The sequence below is a fragment of the Microbacterium petrolearium genome, from assembly GCF_054782875.1.
The window spans coordinates 1-24149 of record NZ_BAAGRQ010000003.1 but is presented as its reverse complement, the minus strand read 5'-3'; the positions used below and the strand labels follow the sequence as shown (position 1 = coordinate 24149).

At 64.7% G+C, this 24149-nt stretch carries 26 protein-coding genes and 1 pseudogene; 12 read left to right on the top strand and 15 right to left on the bottom strand.

The annotated features are described in order from the left end of the window. Positions 1–95 precede the first annotated feature (95 nt). The 3 genes from ACYVJ0_RS03435 to ACYVJ0_RS03425 all read left to right on the top strand — a co-directional run bounded on the left by ACYVJ0_RS03435 (position 96) and on the right by ACYVJ0_RS03425 (position 2740). Entirely contained in the window at positions 96–647 is a 552-nt protein-coding gene (locus tag ACYVJ0_RS03435) for an LURP-one-related/scramblase family protein (RefSeq protein ID WP_460816013.1), read from the top strand. Between the two features lie 111 nt (positions 648–758). Then, positions 759–1784, top strand: a complete 1026-nt coding sequence (locus ACYVJ0_RS03430) for a DUF3375 family protein (protein WP_460816012.1) — start codon at positions 759–761, stop codon at positions 1782–1784. Positions 1785–1845: 61 nt separating this feature from the next. Further along, a protein-coding gene (locus ACYVJ0_RS03425) for an IS5 family transposase (RefSeq protein ID WP_156145919.1) occupies positions 1846–2740 on the top strand; the annotation gives its coding sequence in 2 pieces (ribosomal slippage) (positions 1846–2196 and positions 2198–2740; 894 coding nt in all). 213 nt (positions 2741–2953) lie between these two features. On the opposite strand, the gene ACYVJ0_RS03420 is transcribed toward ACYVJ0_RS03425, so the two are convergent. From ACYVJ0_RS03420 to ACYVJ0_RS03395, 6 genes are all read right to left on the bottom strand, one after another. Next, on the bottom strand, positions 2954–3373 hold the full coding sequence (locus tag ACYVJ0_RS03420; RefSeq protein ID WP_042540859.1) for a GlcG/HbpS family heme-binding protein: 420 nt from the start codon (positions 3371–3373) through the stop codon (positions 2954–2956). Between the two features lie 133 nt (positions 3374–3506). Beyond that, positions 3507–4226, bottom strand: a complete 720-nt coding sequence (locus tag ACYVJ0_RS03415; protein WP_042540857.1) for an MIP/aquaporin family protein — start codon at positions 4224–4226, stop codon at positions 3507–3509. 191 nt (positions 4227–4417) lie between these two features. Next, a complete protein-coding gene (dhaK, locus tag ACYVJ0_RS03410) occupies positions 4418–5413 on the bottom strand; it encodes a dihydroxyacetone kinase subunit DhaK (protein ID WP_068751136.1) in 996 nt (331 codons plus the stop codon). A gap of 50 nt (positions 5414–5463) precedes the next feature. Then, positions 5464–6105, bottom strand: coding sequence for a dihydroxyacetone kinase subunit DhaL (gene dhaL / locus ACYVJ0_RS03405; RefSeq protein ID WP_460816010.1), 642 nt, complete (start codon positions 6103–6105; stop codon positions 5464–5466). An 18-nt stretch (positions 6106–6123) separates the two neighbouring features. After that, complete coding sequence (locus ACYVJ0_RS03400; protein WP_460816009.1) at positions 6124–6897, bottom strand: HAD-IA family hydrolase; 774 nt, start codon at positions 6895–6897, stop codon at positions 6124–6126. Next, complete coding sequence (locus ACYVJ0_RS03395) at positions 6894–7772, bottom strand: class II fructose-bisphosphate aldolase (protein ID WP_460816007.1); 879 nt, start codon at positions 7770–7772, stop codon at positions 6894–6896. Before ACYVJ0_RS03395 ends, ACYVJ0_RS03400 begins: the two co-directional genes overlap by 4 nt. A gap of 154 nt (positions 7773–7926) precedes the next feature. Here ACYVJ0_RS03395 and ACYVJ0_RS03390 point away from each other — a divergent pair, with 154 nt between their 5' ends. Continuing rightward, positions 7927–8664 carry a GntR family transcriptional regulator gene (locus ACYVJ0_RS03390; RefSeq protein WP_460816006.1) on the top strand — a complete coding sequence of 246 codons (738 nt, stop codon included), beginning with the start codon at positions 7927–7929 and terminating at the stop codon, positions 8662–8664. Positions 8665–8708: 44 nt separating this feature from the next. On the opposite strand, the gene ACYVJ0_RS03385 is transcribed toward ACYVJ0_RS03390, so the two are convergent. From ACYVJ0_RS03385 to ACYVJ0_RS03375, 3 genes are read right to left on the bottom strand one after another with little or no spacing between them, the layout of a single operon-like run. Further along, positions 8709–9647 carry a transketolase family protein gene (locus ACYVJ0_RS03385; RefSeq protein ID WP_460816004.1) on the bottom strand — a complete coding sequence of 313 codons (939 nt, stop codon included), beginning with the start codon at positions 9645–9647 and terminating at the stop codon, positions 8709–8711. Further along, complete coding sequence (locus ACYVJ0_RS03380; protein ID WP_460816003.1) at positions 9637–10488, bottom strand: transketolase; 852 nt, start codon at positions 10486–10488, stop codon at positions 9637–9639. Before ACYVJ0_RS03380 ends, ACYVJ0_RS03385 begins: the two co-directional genes overlap by 11 nt. Then, a complete protein-coding gene (locus ACYVJ0_RS03375) occupies positions 10485–10931 on the bottom strand; it encodes an RpiB/LacA/LacB family sugar-phosphate isomerase (protein ID WP_329747725.1) in 447 nt (148 codons plus the stop codon). Before ACYVJ0_RS03375 ends, ACYVJ0_RS03380 begins: the two co-directional genes overlap by 4 nt. Before the next feature lie 110 nt (positions 10932–11041). Between ACYVJ0_RS03375 and ACYVJ0_RS03370 the strand changes: the two genes are divergently transcribed. Continuing rightward, the gene (locus tag ACYVJ0_RS03370) at positions 11042–12067 is read left to right on the top strand and encodes an HAD-IIA family hydrolase (protein WP_460816002.1); all 1026 of its coding nucleotides are present in this window, start codon (positions 11042–11044) and stop codon (positions 12065–12067) included. A 339-nt stretch (positions 12068–12406) separates the two neighbouring features. Here the strand turns inward: ACYVJ0_RS03370 and ACYVJ0_RS03365 are convergent. Further along, positions 12407–13301, bottom strand: a protein-coding gene (locus tag ACYVJ0_RS03365) for an IS5 family transposase (RefSeq protein ID WP_156145918.1) whose coding sequence is annotated in 2 segments (ribosomal slippage) — positions 12407–12949 and positions 12951–13301 — 894 coding nt in all. Because the reading frame shifts where the segments join, the coding sequence is not laid out codon by codon here. A 239-nt stretch (positions 13302–13540) separates the two neighbouring features. On the opposite strand from ACYVJ0_RS03365, the gene ACYVJ0_RS03360 reads away from it, so the two are divergent. After that, a complete protein-coding gene (locus tag ACYVJ0_RS03360) occupies positions 13541–14167 on the top strand; it encodes a hypothetical protein (RefSeq protein WP_302794022.1) in 627 nt (208 codons plus the stop codon). 107 nt (positions 14168–14274) lie between these two features. Here ACYVJ0_RS03360 and ACYVJ0_RS03355 read toward each other — a convergent pair whose 3' ends face one another. Further along, entirely contained in the window at positions 14275–14397 is a 123-nt protein-coding gene (locus tag ACYVJ0_RS03355) for a hypothetical protein (RefSeq protein ID WP_302794024.1), read from the bottom strand. Positions 14398–14690: 293 nt separating this feature from the next. After that, positions 14691–14870: pseudogene (locus tag ACYVJ0_RS03350) on the bottom strand (transposase); the annotation flags it as partial. Positions 14871–15077: 207 nt separating this feature from the next. Between ACYVJ0_RS03350 and ACYVJ0_RS03345 the strand changes: the two are divergent. From ACYVJ0_RS03345 to ACYVJ0_RS03330, 4 genes are all read left to right on the top strand, one after another. Further along, entirely contained in the window at positions 15078–15635 is a 558-nt protein-coding gene (locus tag ACYVJ0_RS03345) for a hypothetical protein (RefSeq protein ID WP_460816000.1), read from the top strand. Between the two features lie 251 nt (positions 15636–15886). After that, a complete protein-coding gene (locus tag ACYVJ0_RS03340; protein WP_058871375.1) occupies positions 15887–16189 on the top strand; it encodes a putative quinol monooxygenase in 303 nt (100 codons plus the stop codon). 142 nt (positions 16190–16331) lie between these two features. After that, positions 16332–16955: an NAD(P)/FAD-dependent oxidoreductase gene (locus ACYVJ0_RS03335; protein ID WP_460815999.1), complete on the top strand. Its 624-nt coding sequence runs from the start codon at positions 16332–16334 to the stop codon at positions 16953–16955. Beyond that, on the top strand, positions 16952–18793 hold the full coding sequence (locus tag ACYVJ0_RS03330; RefSeq protein ID WP_364274406.1) for a GAF domain-containing protein: 1842 nt from the start codon (positions 16952–16954) through the stop codon (positions 18791–18793). Before ACYVJ0_RS03335 ends, ACYVJ0_RS03330 begins: the two co-directional genes overlap by 4 nt. A 33-nt stretch (positions 18794–18826) precedes the next feature. Here the strand turns inward: ACYVJ0_RS03330 and ACYVJ0_RS03325 are convergent, their stop codons facing one another. Together ACYVJ0_RS03325 and ACYVJ0_RS03320 are read right to left on the bottom strand one after the other, a co-directional pair. Further along, positions 18827–19552 (bottom strand): LrgB family protein, encoded by a 726-nt coding sequence (locus tag ACYVJ0_RS03325; protein ID WP_364274418.1) that lies wholly within the window; start codon positions 19550–19552, stop codon positions 18827–18829. Further along, on the bottom strand, positions 19552–20037 hold the full coding sequence (locus ACYVJ0_RS03320) for a CidA/LrgA family protein (protein ID WP_460815997.1): 486 nt from the start codon (positions 20035–20037) through the stop codon (positions 19552–19554). The genes ACYVJ0_RS03325 and ACYVJ0_RS03320 overlap by 1 nt, the downstream gene beginning before the upstream one ends. Positions 20038–20264: 227 nt before the next feature. Between ACYVJ0_RS03320 and ACYVJ0_RS03315 the strand changes: the two genes are divergently transcribed. Then, positions 20265–21416 carry a glycerol dehydrogenase gene (locus tag ACYVJ0_RS03315; RefSeq protein WP_364274412.1) on the top strand — a complete coding sequence of 384 codons (1152 nt, stop codon included), beginning with the start codon at positions 20265–20267 and terminating at the stop codon, positions 21414–21416. 457 nt (positions 21417–21873) lie between these two features. On the opposite strand, the gene ACYVJ0_RS03310 is transcribed toward ACYVJ0_RS03315, so the two are convergent. After that, positions 21874–22398, bottom strand: a complete 525-nt coding sequence (locus ACYVJ0_RS03310; RefSeq protein ID WP_460816222.1) for a glycosyl-4,4'-diaponeurosporenoate acyltransferase CrtO family protein — start codon at positions 22396–22398, stop codon at positions 21874–21876. 232 nt (positions 22399–22630) lie between these two features. Between ACYVJ0_RS03310 and ACYVJ0_RS03305 the strand changes: the two genes are divergently transcribed. After that, a complete protein-coding gene (locus ACYVJ0_RS03305) occupies positions 22631–23806 on the top strand; it encodes a zinc-dependent alcohol dehydrogenase (protein ID WP_422117798.1) in 1176 nt (391 codons plus the stop codon). Positions 23807–24149: the final 343 nt, after the last annotated feature.

Below are 24149 nucleotides of genomic sequence, written 5' to 3'. Positions count from 1 at the left end.
GGGCCGGAATGCCCGGTCACGTCTGGATCATGGCATCCGCCGCCGACATCCGATAGACCGTGCGGTGAACGCGCGGGGGTGGAAGGATCGGTCGCATGTCGCTCCTGCGCAACAACGTGCTCGTCTTCCAGCAGACGAGGAACTTCTCGAAGAACGACTTCGCGATCCTGGACGGTCAGGGACAGCAGGTCGCCCACGTCGAGACCGGCGGCAGCGCGATGGGCCGGATGCTCGTGGGCGCCCGCGAGCTCACCGTGTTCGACGGCCCCGGCAACCCGATCATCCAGGTGAAGGACACCATGACGCTCGGGCGCGACCGCATGGAGATCCTCGACGGTCAGGGGAATCCGCTCGCGAGCCTCGTCAAGCGGATCACGTTCTTCAAGACGCGCGTCTCGGTCGACCTGATGGGCGAGCCGATCGAGCTCGAGGGCAACCTGTGGGGCTTCGAGTTCCGGGTGGTGGGCGCGCACGGCGTCATGGCGACCGTGTCGCGGCAGTGGTCGGGCATGAGCAACGCCCTGCTCGGCAAGTCGACCTACGTGGTGCAGCTGGCCGACGGCCTGAGCGACGCGCAGCGCGCCGCCGTCATCGGATCGGTGATCGCGCTCGACCTCATCCGCGAGAAGCAGGGCCGCAACAGCTAGCTCAGTGGGTGCCGGCGGCTTCGAGCTCGGTACGCGCATGCCCGGACTGAAGAATGTCCGCGCCATGCCCCAAGATTGACCCGGGAGCAGGCCGGAACGGAGGGTGAGGCGATGGGAGCTCTGGCGCAGGCTCATGCGCTCACCAGACTCCTCGACGAGAACGAGGCGTGGCGTCTGCTGCGCGCCGACAACGCGCCGGTGATCGCGGCGATCCTGGACGCGCATCTGGGCGGAGAGGAGCGCCGCATCGAGAGCGAGGAGCTGTATGAGCGAATCGATGTCGACCTCGACGACCTGCGTGCGCACGGCTTCGACCTTCCTCTCACTGCGCGCGCATACTGCACCGATTGGCGGCAGGCCGGATACCTCGTGCGTCGCCCGGCCGAGTCGAGTCGCGGCGAGACGTTCGAGTTGTCTCCCGCGGCCCTCGCCGCGATCCGCCTTCTGAACCAGCTGGCACAACCGCGGCAGACGGCGACGGAATCCCGTCTGACAAGCATCGCCGACCAGCTGCACCGGCTCGCCGTCGACTCCGACCCGGATGCACGCACCCGGATCGCCCGTCTCGAGGAGCAGAGAGAGCGGATCGATGCCGAGATCGAGGCGGTCAATCGGGGTGAGGCGCCGACGCTCGATCCGGAGCGAGCCATGGAGCGGGTGCGCGAGGTTCTGACGCTTGCGGAGGACATCCCGAGTGATTTCGCGCGTGTGCGGGCCGAGTTCGAGAGCCTCAATCGCGACCTGCAGGCGACCTTCCCGAGAAAGCGTTCCGTGATGACCTCGGTTGATTGGGGTCCGCTCTACAACCAGTTCAAGGACGCCGACCTCGATTCCGACATCCTCGAGGCCGAGGTGTCAAGGCTGATAGCTGACCCCGACGTGACCAATCACAGGGGCGTCTACACCTACGTGCTGACCGGCGCCGAAAAGCACCTGAGTATCCGTGCGTTCGATGCTCGGATGCGTCAGACCGCCTACGAACAGCAGGCGGGAATCTGCCCCAGCTGCGGCGAGCACTTCGAGCTGCACGAGATGCACGCCGACCACAAGCTCCCGTGGAGTAAGGGCGGCAAGACCATCGCCGAAAATTGCATCCTGCTCTGCGCACCATGCAACCGCAAGAAGTGGGACATCTAGTCCCTGACGAGCTAGGGCGTGTCTGACAAAGGTTGACGGCTCAGGCTGAGAGTCTCGACGCGTGTCTAGGTTTCGGTTGCTCTCGGATGCTCAGTGGTCGTTGATCGAGGACATGTTGCCGCGTCCGACCGGGCGGCCGGGGCGGAAGTTCTCTGACGCGAGGCTGATGGTCGAGGCGATCATCTACCGGTACCGGTGCGGGATCGCGTGGCGGGACTTACCCGAGGTGTTCGGGCCGTGGCAGACGGTGTGGACGTGGCATCACCGGATGGCCGCCGCCGGTACCTGGGACAAGGTGCAGGCGAAGCTGACCGCCGCGGCCGACGCGGCGGGGTTGATCGATTGGTCGCTGTCGGTGGACTCGACCGTCGCCCGCGCGCATCAGCACGCGACGAACACGACTCGCACCACAGGGGGCTGGGTCGAACTACACGAATCTGCTGATCGAGCCGCCTGATCATGGCATCGGCCGCTCCCGCGGCGGGCTGTCGACGAAGATCCATCAACTCGTCGACGGCAACGGGCTGCCACTGGTCACGCTGATCACGCCGGGGCAGGCCGGCGACTCCCCGATGTTCCTGCCGCTCATGGCGCAGCTGCGCGTTGACCGGGACGTTGGCCGGCCGCGAACTCGTCCGGACGCGGTCCGCGGTGACAAGGCGTACTCATCACGCGCGATCCGCGGGCACCTCCGCTCTCGCGGGATCAAGGCGGTGATCCCCGAACCCGACGATCAGAAGGGGCATCGCAAGCGTCGCGGGTCACGCGGCGGCAGGCCGGTCGGGCTTGACGCCGCCGACTACAAGAACCGCAATGTGATCGAGCGCCGCTATTGCCACACCAAGCAATGGCGCGGCCTCGCCACCCGCTTCGACAAACACGCCGTCATCTACCGCGCTGCCGTGGTCCTCAACGCCGTCATCGCCTGGACAAAGGCAATGTCAGACACGCCCTAGTCGGTGTCGATGCAGGCGCGGGGTTCGTGGGCGTGCGGGCGGCACCGTTGGAAGACGCCGTACTCCCGGCTGGCGAGCTGTGGGAGGCGACCGTCGCTACCCCGATTGACTAGCGTTGCTGGCCGTCTTGTGCTGACGGCTGGGTGGAGTTGAGGTTCTCGTGAGATCGGACACCGCTCATCAGGGATCGGCGCCAGCTCGTGCGGTCCGAAGTCAGAGTGCGGCGGCTCCGGCCTCAGCCACAGTCTGGTCTTCCTCGATGCTACCGGTGGACACTCCGATGGCTCCGACGATGACGCCGTCGCGGACCAGCGGAATGCCCCCGGGGAACACGACGATACGGCCACCGTGAGCGTCGTTGAGTCCGTACAGGTCGCCCGTCGGGCGCGTTGCCTCGGTGAGGTCCTTGGTCTGGGTCTGGAAAGCGATGGACGTGTACGCCTTGTTGATGGCGATGTGGATGCTGCCGATGTTCGCAGTATCCATCCGCACGTGTGCCTTGAGGTTGCCTCCGGCGTCCACGACGGCGATGTCCTGGGGCTGTCCGATCTCCTCAGCGCGCGCGATGGCGGCATCGATGACGCGGCGAGCGTCCTCAAGGGTGATGGTGTCCTGGATCTTGGGGTTCGACATGGTGTCTCCTCTTCATTGAAGGTCAGGTGTTGCGGGTGTTAGGCGTCGCGTGAGCGACGACTGGGGTGGAGCCTCGGTCGGCCCCGATGAAGGCCTGACAGACATGGGCCGGCCGAGGGGTTGAAAGTTCCCGTCAGGCGACGGGAAGCAGTGCGATGGAGAGCGCGGCGGCGAGCGCGCCTCCGATGAGCGGGCCGGCCACGGGCACCCAGGAGTACGCCCAGTCGGAGGTGCCCTTGCCCTTGATGGGGAGGATGGCGTGAATGATGCGAGGCCCGAGGTCGCGCGCGGGGTTGATGGCGTAACCGGTGGGGCCGCCGAGGCTGATACCGATAGCGATGACCAGGAAGGCGACGGGCAGGGCGCCGAGTTCCGCGGGGGTGCCTCCATTGGTGAAGGCGAGGATGCCGAACACGAGGACGAACGTTCCGATGACCTCCGTGACGAGGTTGGAGCCGTAGGCACGGATGGCAGGACCGGTCGAGAAGACGCCGAGCTTCGTGGCGGGGTCGGGCTCTTCGTCGAAGTGGCGCCGGTATGTGATCCAGACCAGGAGCGCTCCGAGCATGGCACCGACGAGCTGAGCGGCAATGTAGACGAGGAACTGCACGAATGTGATGTTTCCGAGGATCAGCAGGGCGATGCTGACGGCCGGGTTGAGGTGCGAGCCCGAGGAGTACGATGCCGTGACTCCAGCGAAGACGGCGAGACCCCAACCGATGCTGACCGCGAGGAATCCTGATCCGAGACCCTTGCTCTTGATGAGGGAGACGTTGGCGACGACTCCGCAACCCAGCAGAAGTAGCAGGGCCGTTCCGACCGTTTCGGAGAGGAAGATCAATCCGAGGTCCATGGTGTTTCCTTTCCGCGGACGTCTGCGTCCGCGCAGGTCAAACCACGCGCTCGGGTGCGCGTGGTCACAGATGGTGGTGCGAGGGGGCGGCGCCCGGGTAGAAGGTGGAAGGTCAATCGCGGTCTACCCGGGCGCGCTCGGTACGGGACTGTGCGGCGCAGCGTGACCTACGCCGAACAGCGGGGGGCTCCTCAGAAGGTGCGGATCGGGATCTCCGCGGGAGCCTCGAGAAGTTCGCGAATCTCGTCGTCAAGCTTGACAAGCGTGATGGACGCGCCCGCCATGTCCAGCGAGGTGCAGTACTCGCCGACATAGCTACGGGTTGGGGTGATTCCCTGGGCCGCGAGCTTCTCGTGTGCGATGCCGTACAGAAGGTACAGCTCGCTGATGGGGGTGCCACCGAGACCGTTCACCATCAGCGCGACGTCATCGCCGCTGCTGTAGGGGATGTCGCTCACGATGGGCTCCAGAAGCAGGTCGACGATCTCGTTCGCCGGGACCCACTTCTGACGTGCACGGCCGGGCTCACCGTGGATACCGATGCCGACTTCGATCTCGTCGTCGCCGATCTCGAACAGCGGCTCGCCCTTGGCGGGCGGGGTGCAGGCGGTGAGCGCCACGCCCATGGTGCGGGTGACGGCGTTGACCTTCTCGCCGATCCGGACGATCTCGTCGAGGTCCTTGCCGGCCTCAGCGGCAGCGCCGACGGCCTTGATGACGAAGAAGTTGCCGGCGACGCCGCGGCGACCGATGGTGTACAGCGAGTCCTTCACTGCGACGTCGTCGTCGATGAAGAGGGTGCGCACCTTGATGCCCTCTGCGGCCGCGAGCTCTTCTGCCATTTCGAATGCCATCTTGTCGCCGGTGTAGTTGTTCACCAGCAGCAGCACACCCTTGTCGCTCTTGACGCGGCGTGCGGCCTCGACGACGAAATCGGTGGGCGGGGCGGCGAACACGTCACCGGGGCAGGCGGCGTCCAGCATGCCCTTGCCGACAATCATCACGTGTGCGGGCTCGTGGCCGGAGCCGGAGCCCTGGATGATGGAGACCTTGTCGTTGTTGGGCGCATCGGCGCGGACGATGAGGTTGTACTTCGGGTCGTACGTGAGCGTGTCAGGGTTCGCCAGGGCCAGGCCCTTCAGCATCTCCGGAACGAACGCCTTCGGGTCGTTGATGAACTTCTTCATTGTGTTCTCACTTCTTTGTGTCGGATGGGGGGTGGAGGGAGGGTAAGTCGTTACCAGGTCTCGGCGATGCGCTCGGCGAGCACTGCCATCGCGATGGCGCCCGGGTCGGGGGAGCCGATGCTGCGCTCACCGATGTAGGACGCGCGGCCTCGATGTGCCTCGAGCTTCGCGGTCTCTTCGGCGGCGGTGCGTGCGACCTCGGCTGCGTGCTGAGCGACGGCCTTGCCGTCCAGACCCTTATCGAGGTCCGCCTCGATGGCATCGGTGAGCGGGACCAGAGCGTCGAGCAGCGTCTTGTCTCCCAGGGATGCGCCACCTCGCTTCATGATGCCCTCGATGGCTGAGCGGAGCATCGCGACCACATCGGCCTGGGTGATGTCGTTCTTGTCTTTCACGGAGATAGCGGCGCGCAGGAACGCGGTGCCCCAGATCGGGCCGGACGTACCGCCGATGCGGCCGGACATCGTTGTCGCGACCTTCTGAATGAAGGTGCCGAGATCCGACCGGTCGTACTCGTCCCATTCGGCGATGACGTTCTCGAATCCGCGAGCGAGCGAGTATCCGAAGTCACCGTCGCCGGCGACGGCGTCCAGGTCGCTGAAGTACTTCTCGTTGTCGACGCACGTCTGTGCGATGAGCTTGATGACGCTCTCGACGCGGGCGACGCCCGCCTGGCTGAAGGTGCTGCTCATGATGTTCCTCGGCTTCGGTTATCGGGTGGTGAGGGCAGTGAGGGTGTCGAGGGTGACCTGGCCGGTCTCCTCGACGCCGCGCGGGTTGGAAAGGAAGTGTGCTGGCGTCTGCGGCTGGTCGCCCAGGCTGTCAACGACCAGTGCCGCCTCGGTGAAGTCCTCGTCGGCGGTGTAACTGGACACCGTCACGACCGTGGTGATGCCGGCCGCGGCGGCGGCCCGCAGCCCGTTCTGGCTGTCTTCGACGACCACAGCGTCCGCCGCGTCGACACCGAGGTCCCGCAGAGCGAGCAGGTAGATGTCCGGTGCCGGCTTCTTCGCCGGGACCACGTCTCCTGCGTAGACACGGAACCAGGAGGCCGCGTCCTCGCCGACCGCATGTTCCAGCACGGCGCGCACCGATTCTTCGGCGGACGTGGATGCGACGGCGAGCAGCCATCCTGCGTCATGGGCGGCATTAACGATTCGGGCGATTCCGGGCCGCCCCGGCATCTCGCCGGCTCGAACCTTCGCTGTATAGCGGTCCGTCTTGAAGCGGTGCCACCGCTTGACGAGTTCGATCTGTGCAGCTTCGTCCGTGGGCAAGTTCGCCGACGCAATGAAGTCGCTGGTGAGAAGCGAGGCGAGACGCTCCTTGCCGCCGCCGATTCGTACCTTCTCGGCATAGTCCTCTTCGGACCAACGCACGGGAAGGTTGAAATGCGCGAAGGTGTCGTTGAAGGCGGGCAGGTGACCGTCGCGCTCGGTGTCTGCGAGCACTCCGTCGCAGTCGAAGATCAGGGCGCGAGTCACGGCTTGGCGGCCTTCGCCTTGGCTGCCGTGCCATCGGAGCCGAACCATTCGATGTGGTCACCGATGACGCTGGTGACAGCATCACCGATGGCAGTCATCAACTTCGGCGGATCCCAATGGTTGTTGGCGCGCGCCCAATCGAGATGCTCCGCCGATGCCTGCATGTACGCGTGCTTGACGGCTGTGGAGATGTTGATCTTGGAGACGCCATTGTCGATGAAGGCGCGGAAGTCGGCCGGCTCAAGGCCGGTTCCCCCGTGAAGAACAATTCCCTTGTCCGTGAGGTGCGCGAGTTCGCGGGCGCGCTCAGGGAGAAGGGTCGGCTTGGACGTGAACAGGCCGTGGCTCGTGCCCAACTGCGGGGCGAGCAGGTCAGCACCGGTGCGCTCCGCGATGGCTGCGAGCTGGTCGACGGTATACGCGTGGTGGGCTTCGTCGCTGCCGACTCCGTCTTCGACCCCGAGGATGTTCTCGATCTCGGATTCGACGTCGACGCCCGCTGCGTGAGCCTCCTTGACGACTTCCGTCGTCTCACGCTCTGCGTCAGCAAGATCACGGTCAGAAGCATCGAAGAGAACCGATGACCACCCGGCGGCAATGACGTCAGAGAGGACAGAACGGTCCGGGCAGTGATCCAAGTGGAGCGCGACCGGCACGGATGTGTGCCGCGTGAGCGCCTGGAAAAGGCTCGTGATGAAAGCGGTCCCCGAGGTGCGAACAGTCTTTGTCGAGATCTGGACAATCAGAGGCGAGTCCTTCTCCTCGGCTGCGGCGATGACCGCGCGCATGCTGATCTCGTCGAAGACGTTCACAGCGGGAACCGCGTATCCGTGCTTCCGCGCTCCCGTCGTGAGACGACGAGTTGATACGGCCATAGTCCGATCTCACTTCCTTGTGTCAGGCTCTGCCTCAGCGAGCTCCGGCCAGAACATCTTTCGTTCCGGTCCTTTTGGTTCAGAGTACATGGCTATACAACTCTATACAAGACGGACTAGGTAAGATCATGTGGAAAGTTTTGGAGGCATAAAGATGACGGCCGTGATTGAGCGCGACTCAGCGACACCGATCTATCAGCAGCTCGAGGACATCTTTCACGCGAAGATCGCCAGTGGTGAGTGGGCACCCGAGCAGCGCATCCCGTCGGAGAACGAGCTGAACCGGGAGTACAGCCTGAGCCGCATGACGATTCGTGGTGTGCTCAACAAACTGGCGGGTGATGGTCTGCTCATCCGCGTTGCCGGCAAGGGCACGTTCGTCGCCCCGCAAAAGATCAACGCGGTCTCTCCTGCATACAAAGGAATCCGTGAGCAGCTCGAAGTGCTCGGGTACGACATCGCGACGACGTTGATTTCTGCGGAGCGCGTTCCCGCGCCGACGAGAGTGCGTGAGCACCTGAATCTGCCGGCGGGCGCCGAGGTCATCGCCATCATACGACTGCGGACGGTAGACGGGAAGCCTCTGAGCGTCCACCGCTCCTTCGTGCCAGCGAGCCTCGCGCCGGGACTGGATCAGCTGGATGTCGTCAACGAGCAGCTGTGCGTGGTTCTCGAAGACAAATTCAATCTGTCGATGAAGAGCGTCTCCGAAGATCTGGAAGTCATCGCCGTCGAAGGAACCGACGCCAAGCTGCTGGAGCTGCGCAAGGGCGACCCGGCACTGCTGTTGACGGATGTCATCAGGAACCCGGCAGGGACGGCCTTTGAGTACTCGACCATCGTCTTCCGCGGCGATACGGTGCGGCTGAAGTTCGATTACAAGTGTGAGTGAACCCGCCGTGCTGGATGACTCGGGGTCCACCACAGCGGGTCCGCCTAGCGGACGAGCAGCCGAATGCGCTCGTCCAGTCCCGCGGCGTCAAGCGCGTATCGAGCAAGCAGTCCAGAGTACGTCCCGGTGACGATGTGCTCATGCGGCAACCCGATGGCGTGCACAGGAATTCCTGAGGAGGCCAACGCCTCGCCAACGGCCGCGGAGAGACCGCCGCGGGTGTAGTGCTCCTCGACGGTGATGACTCGTCCGGTGCGATGAGCGGACGCGCGGATAAGCGCCGCGTCAACAGGTTCGACAGTTGGCATCCCGATGAGGTCCACATCGATGCCGTCGTCCGCGAGCCGTTGCACCGCGACCACGACCTCGGGGGTGATGGTCCCCGTCGTGACGACCGTTGCGCGAGACCCTTCCCGAATCATCCGCCCTTCCCCGATGGTGAACGGTGCCTGTGGGAACAGATCGGGGATCGATGGGCCCCCGATGCGCATGTACACGGGCCCGTCGTGCTCAATCATCGCCTTCGCTGCCTCCCGGATCTCTCCGGGGTCCTGGGGTGAGAGGACGACGACACCGGGAAGCATGCGGATGATTGCATAGTCTTCGAGGGAGTAGTGTGTGGGCCCGAGGTCGGAGTAAGTGATCCCTCCGTTGCGACCGACGATCTTGACGTTCTGACCCATGTACGCGATGTCGTTACGGAATGCTTCGTAGTTCCGGTTGGTGACAAACGCTGCGATGGCCGCGAAGACGGGGATTTTCCCGGTCGACGCGAGACCTGCGGCGACGCCCGTTGTTCCGTGCTCCTGAATGCCGAACTCATAGTAGCGGTCGGGGAAGCGCTCGCGGAATGAGCCGAACCCCGACGACAGCCCGCTGTCGGCGGAGAGGACGACGACACGGTCATCGTCCGCAGCGAGGTCGGTCACTGCTTGCCCGAAGGTCTTTCGCGGATCGATAAGAGTATGCGTCTCAGCAGCCATGGTCGTTCCATTCGCGCAGGTTGTCGATGCGGGCGTGCACTTCACGTTCGGCTCGGTCGAGCTCCTCGACCGTCGGCTTCCAGTAGTGCGAGGCAAGGGTTCCCTCCAGGAAGCTGATGCCCTTCGCCTTCGTCGTGCGAGCAACGACAACGGTCGGCCGGCCCTTTTCGCCGTCCGCAACGCTGACAGCGTCGAGGACGGCATCGATATCGTTCCCGTCGATGGTGACGGTGTTCCACCCGAACGCTGCGAACTTGTCGGCAATCGGCTCCATGTTCATGACTTCAGCGGTCGGCCCGGAGATCTGCAGATTGTTGACATCGACGAAAGCGACGAGGTTGTCGAGTCGGTGGTGCGCAGCAATCGACGCCCCTTCCCAGTTCGCCCCCTCGGGGAGCTCACCGTCCCCAAGGATGGTGAAAACCCGTCCTCCGTTGCTCGCGGCACGGAGGCCCAGTGCCATCCCTGCAGCAATCGACAGCCCGTGACCCAGGGCACCCGTATTCGCTTCGATGCCCGGAAGCTTGTGAAGGTCGGGGTGACCGCCGAGTTTGCTGCCGACAGAGCCGTACGTGTCGAACAGCGCCTCCTCGAAGTAACCGCGACGCCCGAGAACTGCGTACTGCGCCATTGCTTTGTGGCCCGCGGACAGCAGGAACCGGTCGCGGTTCGGGTCCTTCGGGGCTTGCGGGTTGACGCGCATGGTCGCGAAGTACAGCGCGGTCACGATGTCGATGCACGAGAGTGCTCCTCCAAGGTGGCCAGAACCGCCTGCCCGCACCATCCGCAGGACGTTGAGGCGTGCGAGTTCCGCCTCGATCTGCAGCGGGACGGTATTCATACGCGAGTGCTCTCGGTTTCGTAGTCGTACAGAGCGGCGAGCTTCGGAGCGCTCCGCTCGTTCTCCACGTACGACACCGAAAGGTATTCGCGAACGAGTCGCTTGACCGACTCGACGCCGGTGACCTGAGCTCCGAATGCGACCATGTTGGCGTCGTTGCTCAGCTGAGCACGCTCGGCTTGGTACGCGTCCGTGAGCAGTGCGCAGTACGCCCCGGGAACCTTATTCGCAGAGATGGAGACGCCGATGCCGGTGCCGCACATCACGACACCACGCTCGACCTCCTTCGCCGCGACGCTTTCCGCCACCGCGATGGCTGTCTTCGAGTACAGGGGGTCGTCGGAGCCGAAATCACGAACCTCGTGGCCGAGCTCGCGAAGGTAATCAGCGACGGCATCCTTGAGGGTGGTTGCATTCGGGTCGCAGCCAATACCAATCAACATGCGGGGACTCCTATCTATACCTGTATAGCCTTGTCTAGCTGAGGATAGACCGAATCGGCGTAGGATGGAAGACCGGACTGTATAGTCCACCCATTGACCTGGGAGACAGCATGGCCAGAGATGCCCACCCCACCCCTCTTGACAGCGCGGACGTCATCCTCTCCGACCTCGACGGAGTCGTGTACCGCGGCGCAGCACCCATACCGCACGCCGTCACCGCTTTGAACGCGGCTCGAGAGACGAAGACGGTGGGGTTCCTGACGAACAACGCCTCTCGGCTGGCAGCGGACGTCGCGGAACAGCTGACGACAATGGGACTGGACGTCGACGCAGATGATGTCGTCACCTCACCGCAGGCGACACTGCTGCTCCTCTCAAGGGTTGTCGAGCCCGGAGCTTCTCTGCTGGTCGTCGGTGGTCCGGGGCTGACGACGGTGCTCCAAGGGGCGGGGTACCGACTTGTCCGCACCGCGGATGAGCATCCCGACGCAGTCGTGCAAGGTTTCTCACCACACGTGAACTGGAATGACCTCGCCGAAGCTGCTTACGCTCTCGCCTCCGGGATTCCGTGGGTCGCGACGAACCTCGACACCGCACTTCCACTCGAGCGCGGACTGGCACCTGGCAACGGAGCACTCGTTGCTGCCGTCCGCGCGGTCATCAATCGCGAACCTCTCGCTGCCGGAAAGCCGGAGACGGCGCTCTTCGACGCCGCCCGCGAGCGATTCCCCGGCTCCCGATGGCTGTTCATTGGGGACAGGATCGACACAGACATCAGAGGCGCACGTCGCTCCGAGATGAGTAGCGCTCTCGTCCTCACCGGCATCAGCCGGCCTCAGGATGTTTTCGCTGCACCCCCCGATGCACGCCCCGACTTCATCTTGCGCGACCTGCGCGATCTCACCCTGCCGTACCCCTCCACCCGGCTCACGCGCAACGACCAGTTCCTGACATCGACCGTCTCCAACGCGGTGGTCGCGGCTGAAGGACAACGTGTTCGCCTCGTCACGCCAGGAAACGAGCCGATGAATGTCATCCGAGCCACAGCCGCTCTCATCTGGGAATATGCCGCAGCATTCGACAGCCTCAAGCTCGACACCGAGCTCCACGACGTCATCACCGCGGCCCTCGACTGACGGCCGGTACGTCCCTCATCAGCACCTGCCGACCTCCTGCTCTGCGAAGATCCGCAACAGCACAACATCCCCCTCGCCGGAGGGCTGACGTCGGTTACAGCGCGGGAGAGTGCTCCGTCGCCCGTCGGATGGGCGGCGTTTGCTGGATGAGTAGACGGAAGGGGAACTCATGGCTAGGACGGCAGTTGCCCCGAGTTCGTGGATTTCGACCCGATGGTCTACGACATCACATGATGGCAGTGGCTTTCGCACCGGAGCGCTCCATCACCACGTGCCCCACACCGCTGACACGTACGTGTCAATCAGCGATCCGGCTCAAAATGCGGACATCGACTCGGGCTAGGGCGTGTCTGACAAAGGTTTGGTCCATGCGATGACGGTGTTGAGGACGACGGCGGCGCGGTAGATAACGGCGAGTTTGTCGTAGCGGGTGGCGAGGCCTCGCCATTGCTTGATGCGGCAGTAGCCGCGCTCGATGACGTTCCGGTTCCGGTAGTCGGCGGCGTCGAGACCGACGGGTCTGCCGCCGCGTGAGCCGCGACGTTTGCGGTGTCCTTTCTGATCGTCGGGCTCGGGAATCACGGCTTTGATGCCTCGGCCTCGAAGGTGAGAACGGATCGCGCGGGATGAGTACGCTTTTTCGCCCCGCACCGCGTCCGGACGGGTGCGGGGCCGGCCCGTTTCGCGCCCGACCCGCAGATGTCCCATCAGCGGCAGGAACATCGGAGAGTCCCCGGCCTGCCCTGGCGTGACCAGAGTGACCAGAGGCAGCCCATTGCCATCGACGAGCTGATGGATCTTCGTCGACAGGCCACCCCTGGAGCGGCCGATGCCGTGATCAGGCGGCTCGACCTGCAGATTCTTGTAACTCGATCCAGCCCCCTGTGAGGCGGGTGATGCTCGTTGCGTGCTGATGCGCACGAGCAATCGTGGAGTCCACCGACAGCGACCAATCAATCAGGCCCGCCGCGTCTGCTGCTGCCGTGATCATCGCCGCTACCCGATCCCACGTCCCGTCGAACGCCATCCGCCGATGCCACGTCCACACCGTCTGCCACGGCCCGAACACCGGCGGCAGATCCCGCCATGCGAGGCCAGTCCGGTACCGGTAGACGATGCCCTCGACCATCGTCCGCGCATCCGAGAACTTCCGACCCGGACGCCCCGTCGGACGTGGCAGCATCGGCTCGATCAGCGACCACTGAGCATCCGAAAGCATCCGAAAACGAGACATGCTTTCAGGCTCGCAGCCAGCCACCCGAACCTTTGTCAGACACGCCCTAGGGCACCATGGACGTTCAATTCACCGGGCGGGCTAAACGTGCACATCGCGCTTCGATGGGTTCGGGCGTAGTCGATATCTGAGGGCATGCGTGGGCCGACCGGCTTCCGGGCGTCGTCGTCCTGCCTCGGTCATTGCTACGCATCGGCCTGCGGAGAGTGCGCAGCGTCCTTGCGTGGGAGGGAGCGCGCATGGTGGGCTATGGCATGGCCTTCTTTCCGCCCGACCCTGAGCTCCCGGAACCAGAAGAGTTCGATTCATCGCAGCCGAGGTGGTGGCAGGCTCCCGAGGATGAGCTCCCGACGCTGCTGCCCATATCGGAACTCATCGCTGCGACTGGGCACGTCGCGATCGCGTTGGTCGGAATCGCGGTCTATCGCGACGGCATGCAGCTTCGAATCCAGCGACGTCTGCGACGAAATGGTCTCCCCCTGCGCGAGTGGAATGACCTATGTGGCACGTTCATGGAGCACATGCCCTACGGCGATCGCTTCGAACCATCCGGGCGGCTGCGGTTCGGGCTTCTGCTGGACGATGGTGAAAAGGTGCTGGCTGACGCGCTCCCGTTCGTCAGCGGCCGGGATCCGATGGCTGAGCCCGAAGGGCACTCGCTGAAACGCCAGCAGCAGGGTGGAGGCGGGGGCGGGAGCACTTACTCGGCGTCGGACGATTTGTGGCTGTGGCCACTGCCCCCTGCCGGCCCGATCGTATTGGTGACGCAGTGGCCAGCCCTCGGCATAGAGGAGACGCGCGTAAACCTCGATGCCGCTTCGGTGCGCGAAGCCGCCGCCCACGCTCGCCCTTTCTGGTCACCCTGAGCTGAGGCCTATCGAGCTGTTCGACACAGCGGCATCACAGTTCATGGGCCGCCCGCTGAACGACCGGCTATCGGGACAGCGGAAGCGGTGTGCGCGGGGCAGACCCGTCAGGAGCGGTCGAGTTCCTTCGCGAAAAACACGCTCGCGGCTTTGAGGACTTCGTTCGCCTTGCGCAGCTCAGCGTTCTCACGCCGCAGGCGCTTGTTCTCCTCGGCAACATCGGTGGGCACACCGGGACGCTGCCCGCCGTCGACTTCGCGACGGCGATGCCACACCCGCAACGTCTCCGCCGCTCATACCAAGAAGCCCAGCGACATGACGCACCGCGGTCATGAGATTCGGATGCGAGGGCTTCGCCTCGTCCAGCATCCGCAACGCCTTCTCCCGCATCTCGGGCGAGTACTTCTGATTCATCAATTCCATCCTTGCTTGAAGAACGGAACGGAACGAAACCCAGAGCGATTCACCTTACCCGGCCAACGACGCACCCTCGACGTCTACACCCTCATCTGCGAAGAGCCGGTTAGGCCCATCGCATTTGAGGGTGTAGCAGTGGTCGGAAACCTCCGGTTTCGAGGAGCGATCGGGCGATGTAGGTGGTGAGGTTGCGGAAGCCGAGGGCGGAGCCGTGGAGGTGCTCGAGGCGGCCGTTGATCGCCTCGGTCGGGCCGTTCGAAGTGCCGGTCCGGTCGAAGCAGGCGAGCCCCTCGTAGTCACACTAGGGCCCGGTGCGGGCGACGCCAGCGGGACCATGGTTGCAGCTGGCACGCCCGAGCACGTCGCGGACAAGGGCGTCGGCGCTTCCGCGAGATACCTCGCCGCGGCATTGGAGGAAGCCACAGGCGTGACCCCATCGTGACGGCAGAACCATCGCACGGGTACTCGCCGCACCGTCGCCGGTACCTCACCCGTGGACTATGCCAACAAGGGTGAGGTACCGGCGACGCTCGACGAGATCATGGTCTCAGGCGGGGATTTTGGAGCCCCGGACGTCCAACTTTTCGATCGTGGGCTCGCTGAACAGTTTGCCGGCCAGAATCGCGGGTCACCCCCCCCGATTGGGAGACACGCCCTAGCTCTGGGCCTCGCCGAGGCGCGCCTCGGGCGTGAGCTCGGCGCGGAGACCGCCGCCGGTCGCAGCCCGGGCAAGAGCGCGACCCAGCGCAGGTGCCTGCTTGAACAGATTGTGACCGGCCACAAAAAGGACAGAGTCTGCCTCCCACACGGCCACGCCGTCCTCGCTCCATGGGAGGTCGGTCACCCAGCAGTGAAGGAAGTCGCGCGGCTCTGGGTGGAGACCGGGCAGCGCCCGTGTCACGTATTCGCGTGCGCGTTCGTCCAGCGATCGAATCGCCGCAGGGTCGATGAACGTTCCGTCGTCGCGGACGCCGACGGTGTCGCTGAGTCCGACCGAATAGCTGACGACACATCTCGTGCAGAGGACTCCGATGCAGGCCCGGACCACTGAGGAGGCAATAGGTCGGCGGTGGATGGTGCGGCTGAAGTTCTTGGCGTACGTAAGCCCTGCCCGAATGAATGCCCGCTGAGGGATCCCTCAACGAGCTAATACTTTCGTTTTTCGTACGACATAGAAGCGATCACCATAGCCATAGTGAATCGGCCGGGATTCTCTGCCGCTCGCCGGAAGGACCTGCTGGCGTTCTCCGAGGCGATCGTGTCCCAACTCGCGGGCACCACGACAAAGGAAGAGGAGACATCATGAGCGTGACCAAGGGATTGCTGGTCAGGTTTGACGCGTTGCCCGGCAAGGAGGACGACGTGAAGGAGTTCCTTGACAGCGGCCGTGCGCTTGTTGAGGAAGAGCCGGCGACCACCGCGTGGTTCGCGATCCGCCTCGGGCCCTCCTCCTTCGGGATCTTCGACGTGTTCCCCGATGACGCCGGACGTGACGCTCACCTGTCCGGCCCTGTTGCGGCAGCTCTCGGCGAGCAGACCGGTGCGTTGTTCTCCGAACCGACGATCGAGAAGCTCGACGTGTTGGGCTCCAAACTTCCCGCCTGACACCACAGACCGGGAGTACTGACCCCGACATGAGGAGTCGTTGCGCGCGGTGACTTCGGGCTGACACAGCCCGTTGACGTCGTGGCAGCGGCCCCTTACTTTTGAGGTCTATCTCACATCCCTAACAGATCGAGGAACCGCGATGACAGGAACTGACGACGTTGCCCCGACGCGTTCACCCGAGGTAGCAGTGATCGGGGGCGGGATCGTCGGTCTGTCGACGGCGTACGCGCTGCGGGAGCAGGGCGTGCCGGTGCGCTTGTACGAGGCCGGTCTGCCCGGGACGGGTCAGTCCGCAGGCGAGTCGCGGATCTTCCGGCATGCCCACGACGACCCGCGACTCGTCGCTTTCGCGCGCGAAAGCCGCGGCGTATGGGATGAGTGGGCCGAACACTTCGACGTCGAGCTGGTCTCATCAGACGGTGTTCTGGCGATCGGCGACAGCGCCCTGGCGCGGCTGCGGGTGCTCGACCAGGTCGGCGGCGTGGAAGCGCACGAAATCGACGCGGCCGAGCTCGCCCAGCGAATGCCGCTGCTCGCTGGGTACTCGGGGCCAGCGGTGCTCGACGAGTCGGGCGGCGCGATCCGCACCCGCGCCGCGATCACGGCACTCACGGGTGCCCTCGCAGATGCCGTCACCACCGCAGAGGTCATCTCCATCGATCCCCGCGCCGACGGGACGGTCGAGGTGCGCAGCGTCCCTCATCACATTTGGTGCCCGGGACGACGGCGTCCGAGCACACCAGCTCGACGAGGAGCTCTATGAACGTCTCTGCCACGCGACAATCTGCACCGCAGACCCATCTGGCGATGCCCGACCATGTCCAGTTGCGCCGCATCGTCGGCGAGTTCGCGAGAGATCTGGCTGGTCAATTCGACCTCGACCAGCTCCTCGAGCGAATCCTCCGGCGCGCCGTGTCCCTACTGGAGTCCTCGAGCGGATCCATTGCTCTCGTCGACGAACGCTCAGGAACCTACACGAAGATGGTCGACCTCAGCGTCGGCTGCCAGGCCGGCGAGACCTTCCCGATCGGCGAAGGAGTGACCGGGGAGGTGGTGCGCGCGCGATCAGGCGTGATCTTTGACGAGTACGCAGCGGTCTACCGAGGGCACATCGACCCGACGACCACTCGCTATCGCTCGGCGGTGATTGCCGTCCCGATGCTGCATGGGGAGAACGTGATCGGAGTCTTCGTCGTCTTCGGCGCGGGGGCTGACACAGTCTTCACCACACGTGATCTCGCCTTGCTGGAGCTGTTCGCCGACCATGCGGCGCTGGCTCTCGTGAATGCGGAAGCCCATCGTCAGACGGTCGAGCGCATGCGCACCGCAGTGATCGCCGGTGAGCGCGAGCGCACCGTACGCGACCTGCATGAGACCCTCAGCACTAACCTCACCCGGCTGGTCGCCCACCTCGGTGCCGCCCAAGCTCTCGACGCCGTAATCGATGCCAACAGAGTGGGCGAGCACATCCATCTGGCCCTTGAATCCGCCGAGGCTGCGCTCGAGGATACCCGGCGGACCACGATCGACTCCGTGGCCGACAGCCTCGGCGGCCGCACCCTCCACGACGCCGTGCGCGCCGAACTGGACTGGATAAAGTCCACGAGCGGAGCACACACTTCGCTCGTGCTCGTGGGCGACGAGCGACCGATCGCGAACGACACGGTGCACCAGACCTTCCGGATCGTCCAAGAACTGCTAAACAACGTGGTCCGCCATGCCCAGGCGACAAAGGTGCGTGTGGGTCTGCTGTATGAGCCCTTGGCCTTCACGGTGATGGTCGAGGACGATGGTGTCGGCTTCGAGGTCGCGACGGCGCTCGCCACCGAGGATCCGCCGCTCCGCCAGGGCCTGCGCCAGGTCCGTTCCCGGACGCAGCAGATCGGTGGGGATCTCTCCGTGACCTCCACACCGGGATGGGGAACCCAAGTACGCGTCCAGCTTCCGGATACGCCGAGCCGCAGCGAGGATTCGCAGGCCCATCGGATCCGGGTCCTGATCGCCTGTCGCTGGCCGGTGGATCGTTCTGGGATCGCGCGCCTAGTGAACCTTGCCGAGCCGAGCCTGCACGTGGTCGGGGAACTCGATGATCCCTCGACTCTCGTCTCGACCTGTGATCTGCTCGCGCCCGACATCGTGGTCGCGGACATCGAGGTTCTATCGGGGGTGGATCGAGATGCGGAGGGAAACCTGCATCTGCCGGGAGATCCTTCAGTCGTGGTCTCGAACGCGGCTCCCAACGCTGGAACGTATCGCGCGGGCACGCGGTTCCGAGCCAAGGGGTATCTCAGCCATCACGCGACGGGAGAGCAGATCGTCCGCACCCTGATCGCTGCCGGTCGCGGGGAGATCCTTCTGGATGCCGAGAACGCCGCGTGGCTGACCCAGAGCGCCGACCCCTCTGCGGAAGCGCTCACGGCCCGCGAACACGAGGTGCGAGACCTCGTGAGCCAGGGGATGCCGGACAAGGAGATCGCTACCGCCCTTCATATTTCGGTCAAGACCGTGGAGAAGCATGTCGGTTCGCTGCTGCGAAAGACCGGGGTGCGCAATCGGACCATGCTCGCCCAGCTCGATCTTGCACAGGTCAAACAGATGTAGGAGAGATGTGGGGTGTCATGGGTGACTCCTGAACTATCCGACCATCAGCAAGGCTGCAACCAGCAGGGGCGAGAGGAGAGCGACCACCGGCGCCGTGATCGCCATCGCAAGAGCTGAATATGCTGCTGCCCGAGGTTCGGACTGGAGCATCGCCGAGGTGCCGATCCCATGGGACACAACACCCATCGCTAGCCCACGCACACGCGGGTCGTGCACCCGCGCCGCCGTTAGTACCGGACCCAGGGCCATCGCCCCTAGGATCCCCGCAAGGATCGTGAGCACCGCGGAGAGCGCCGGCTCCCCGCCGATCTTCTCAGAGACTGCGATCGAGACCGGCGTGGTGGCGGTCTTCGGAGCCATAGACAAGGCCGCCGCCGCGCTCCCTCCGAGCACGTGCACCACGAGATACCCGGTGACCACAGCAGCAGTTGCGCCCGCCACGACAGAGGCGAGAACAGCGATCAAGGAGCCTCGCATGCGCTGTGCCTCCCGATGCAGCGGCACCGCAAGGGCCACGGTTGCCGGTGCGAGCAGGAATCCGATCATCTCTCCCCCCGTCATGTACGTCTGATAGTCCACGCCCGTCAGGGCGAGGCCGAGGCAGGTCAGAAGGATCGAGAGGAAGACCGGATTGGCGAGCGGGTGCCCATGCACCCAGGTCGCGATCCGATTCGCCAGGAGGAAGGCTCCCAGGGTGAGGCCGACCCCGAAGACCGGGGAATCGGTGAGCACACGCCAGAGTTCGTGCAGCATCGACATCACGATGCTCTCCTCGAACGGAACCCGTTCTGGGCCTTGAGGGCGAACCGGGAGACCACCGCGGTGACGGCCAATCCTGCGGCCCAGGACAGGACGAGACCGGCCAGCAGCGGCAGGGCATCGAGCCGGATCCTCGCCACGAGCGCGATCACCCCGGTGCCCGCGGGGACGAAGAGCAACGGGAGCAGGGCCAGCAGACGGTCGGAGACGCGGATGGCCGCGAGCCCCTCTCCGTGGCCCTGCCCGTCTCCCTTCACGTGTCCCTTCACGGACAGCACGATCAGCAGGAGCATCATCCCGAGGATCGCCCCGGGGACGGGAACCCCGGCCAGGGCGACCACCAGATCTCCGAGAGCGAGGCAGGCGAGGATCTGCACAAATCCGAAGATCAGCGTGAGAAGGCTGCTATACAGCGAATCGCCTTGCGCTGCGTCGGGGCCTTCCTCCCGCTCCGTTCGGGTACGGGGTGCGTCCTCCGGTGTCATCGGGGCCTCCTCATCGAAACCTTCAGCGTGCCTGAAGGGCTCCGCGATTACCCTTCCGTTCGCGGCGGGAGCGGACAAGGCGGATTTTCCCTACCTCCGGCGTAGGGCTCTTCCCGATGTGCACACCCCGCGGGCTTCCCTAGCGTGGAGCACAACCGCGGCGCATCACCCGCAGCGGCGACTCGAAGAATTCAGTCGGAAGAATCCAGTCGAAGGAGACTGCAGCTATGGCTCAGAGCACTGTTCAGACACTCGTCAGCCCTGGTCGGTACGTCCAGGGGCGCGGCGCGCTCGCACAGTTCGGCGAAAACCTCGCCCGCGTCGGCAAGAAGCCCCTCATTATCTCGGATGCCTTCGTCCGCGAGCTCGTCGGCGACCGTGTCGTCGCGAGCCTCGAGGCAGCCGGGCTGCCTGTCATCTGGGAGGAGTTCAGAGGCATTCCCCATCCCGGGGAGATCGCCCGGTTCGTGGAGTTCATCAAGCAGCACGACGCCGATGTGGTTGTCGGCGTGGGTGGCGGAAGCGCCATCGATGTCGCGAAGTCCTCGGGGCACGAGACTGGCATCCGGTGGGTCACGGTACCGACGGCGGCATCCACGGACGCGCCCACCTCCGCGCTCGGCGTGATCTACACCGCCGAGCACAACTTCCTGGAGTACCGGATCTTCCCCCACAACCCCGACCTCGTCCTTGTGGACGTCGATGTCATCGCGGCGGCACCACCCGTCTTCCTCGCGGCAGGTGTCGGGGATGCGCTCGCGACCTGGCTCGAGGCCAAAGCCGTGGCGGAGTCCTTCTCCGACACCATCGCGGGTGACCTCGCGACAGTCACCGGGACGGCTCTCGCGAAGCTCTCCTGGGAGATCATTTGGGAGAATGCGCTTCCTGCGATGGACGCAGTGCGCCATGGGCTGATCACTCCCGCGGTCGAAAAGCTCACGGAGGCGAACATCCTGCTTTCGGGTCTTGGCTTTGAGTCGGGTGGCCTTGCTGCAGCGCATGCGATCCACAACGGCCTCACGCAGGTGCCCCAGACCCACGGGCTCATGCACGGTTTCAAGGTGAACATTGGTAGCCTCACCCAGCTCGTCCTGGAAGGTGCCCCGTACCAGGACATCGTTGACTTCATCGAGTTCACGACTCGCGTGGGGCTGCCCACGACCCTCACCGAGGTCGGCATCGATGTGGACGACATCGACACGATCACCAAGGTCGCCGAGGGTGCGACGGCGGAGGGCGAGACCATCCACTGCATGCCCTTCGAGGTCACCGTGCCTGCGCTCGTTGATGCCCTGCGTTCGATCGAGCACCTTTCGCGGCGGATCCGCGAGGAGGCGGGGCTCCCCGCCCCTGTGCTGTACACCCCGAAGAAGCACTGATCCGGGGCGAAGTAGGTCGACGGGTCGCGGAACCATTCAACCTCGCCCCGTTTGAATCCGCCAAGGATCGACCTCCCCGAGCCGAAGCGCGTGCCGCTACAGCTCGGCGGAGGTCGGTCAGCTTCGTCATCGCATAAGTCGCGCCCGGAGAGCGGAAAACTCCTCGAACCTTAAATGGCCTCCCCTGCAATGGCGAATCACCCTTTTCGGCCGGCAGATGCAGGAGGGCTCCTCGGCCCTTGCTCGCCGCTGCGCCGTGACTTGCGGTGCTCCCGAACAACTGCACGGCACTAATAGTGTCCTGTTTGGGTATACCCAACGGCGACACTGTGCGCCGTAAAGAACGCCCTGTTTTGTGAATCGCAGAGATAAGTGGCGGGGCTCTCGCAGGGCTATATGGCGGCTCGCGCTCAGTCGTGTCAGTTTGAGGATCGGTCAGCGGGTCGGCTTGGGCTAGCTAAACGCCCCCTGAGGGGCTGATCGGTATGGCTTGGATGCGCGCACGTAAGAGCCGCTGAAGCAGCGCCGGGTACAAGTGTAAAAGAATCCCGAGAGCAACTAGCCAGACAGCGCCTTCCCATGATCCTGTCGCTAGCACGCCGAGAGTCAGGGCCGCAGTGACGAACAGGCAGCTGCTGTGGCCGATTTCGGAGCGCCGAGTGTGCTGATCGAGCTCTTTCAGGCCCTGCCGTGTGCCGTTGAACCCGCGTTCTCTTGAGATGATTCGGTTCCATCCGATGACGTCGAGCAGCTTTCCGAACAGCCGGACCCCCAATGCTGGGTAGAGCCGCAACTCCCAGAACCTGACTCGCAGCCAACCGTAATCCGAAATCCGTACCCGATGGCCAACGACCGAAGATACCCACGCCATAAGAAGGAAATGAGTGACCAAGGCGAAGACAAACCCCGTCGGGCCGATGAACACCCACGCCGATGCAACACCTCCGGCTGCGATTGCCGTCGTCAGCAATGCGGCCAGCATGGCAAGCACTGACTTAGGAAGTTGGGGCAGTCCCCCGAAACCACGGAAGATTTCGCGGGGAAAACCATGTGAGGCACGGCCCCTGCTACGCGGGGACTTTATGTGAGTCTCGTCGTTCTCTGGCGGTGAACACGCGCCTGCGCCTAAAATGGCGTGAGTAGGGTCGTTGGGACCGATCAGATCAGCAGGCTGTCGTTCCGGTCGGGGCGGCGGCCTTGGGAGAGGAGGACGCATGAAGGCTTTGACTTGGCAGGCGAAGCGGACGGTGAGTGTGGAGGAGGTCCCGGATCCGGTTATCCAGGAGCCCACGGACGCGATCGTGCGGATCACCTCGTCCGCGATCTGCGGTTCGGATCTGCACCTGTACGAGGTGCTCACCCCGTTCATGGATAAGGGCGACATCATCGGCCACGAGCCCATGGGGATCGTGGAGGAGGTCGGCTCGGCCGTCACCCACATCAAGGCCGGGGACCGGGTGGTGATCCCGTTCAACGTCTCCTGCGGGCACTGCTTCATGTGCACCCAGGGCCTGCAGTCCCAGTGCGAGACCACCCAGGTCCGGGAGTACAACAGCGGTGCAGTCTTCCTGGGATACTCCCGCCTCTACGGTTCAGTGCCCGGCGGGCAGGCCGAGTACCTGCGCGTCCCGCACGCGGACTACGGACCCATCAAGGTCCCCAACACCGGTGAGGACGAGCGCTACCTGTTCCTCTCCGACGTGGTGCCCACCGCTTGGCAGGCCGTACAGTACGCCGCGCCCCCTCAGGGCGGTTCCCTGGCCGTGCTGGGCCTGGGCCCGATCGGCCAGATGTCCGCCCGGATCGGCCGCCACCTGGGCTACCGGGTACTCGCGGTGGACCCGGTCGCCGAGCGGCGTGCCATGGCCGAGCGCCACGGCATCGAGACGCTGGACTCGTCCGGCGAGGTGGCGGAGCAGCTGAAAGACCTCACCGACGGGCGCGGCCCGGACGCGGTGGTGGACGCGGTCGGGATGGAGGCCCACGGCTCCCCGGTGGCCGGGGCGGTCCACCAGGCGGTAGGGCTACTGCCCTCCGCGCTGGGACGCGAGGCGATGGAGACGGCCGGGGTGGACCGGCTCGATGCGCTGTACACCGCGATCGAGGCTGTCCGGCGAGGCGGGACGATCTCGATCAGCGGGGTTTACGGCGGCATGAAGGACCCCCTGCCGATGCTCACGATGTTCGATAAGCAGATCCAGCTGCGCATGGGCCAATGCAACGTGAAGCGGTGGACCGATGACCTCTTGCCGCTGGTCGATGACCCTTCAGACCCGCTCGGCGTGCTGGACCTCACCACGCACACCGCCCCCCTGGACCAGGCGCCGGCGATGTACGAGAAGTTCCAGAAGAAGGAAGACGGCTGCATCAAGGTCGTCCTCAAGCCCTAGCCTCCCAGTACGCGCCGGAGCCCGGTCTCCATCTCGAGACCGGGCACTGGCGTGTCTTGGGCCCGTCCGTGGCCCGCGCCCACACCGGGTGGCCGTGTGGTGCGTTCACCGTTCACGGCCAGCACCGGGGTCGATCGCACACAGCAGCGCAGAGGGGCGCGGGGATTCATCGGGCGAAGTCAGTGGCCGGAATAGTGCTCTGAGGGGCCGTGTTGCCACGGGTGGGGTGTGACACTTCTTGTAGACGGTCGTTACCAGGAAGGAACGACAGGCAGAGATGTCTACGAATCGCAGGAAGTTCACTGAGGAGTTCAAGGCCGACGCGGTCCAGCTCGTCGTGCAG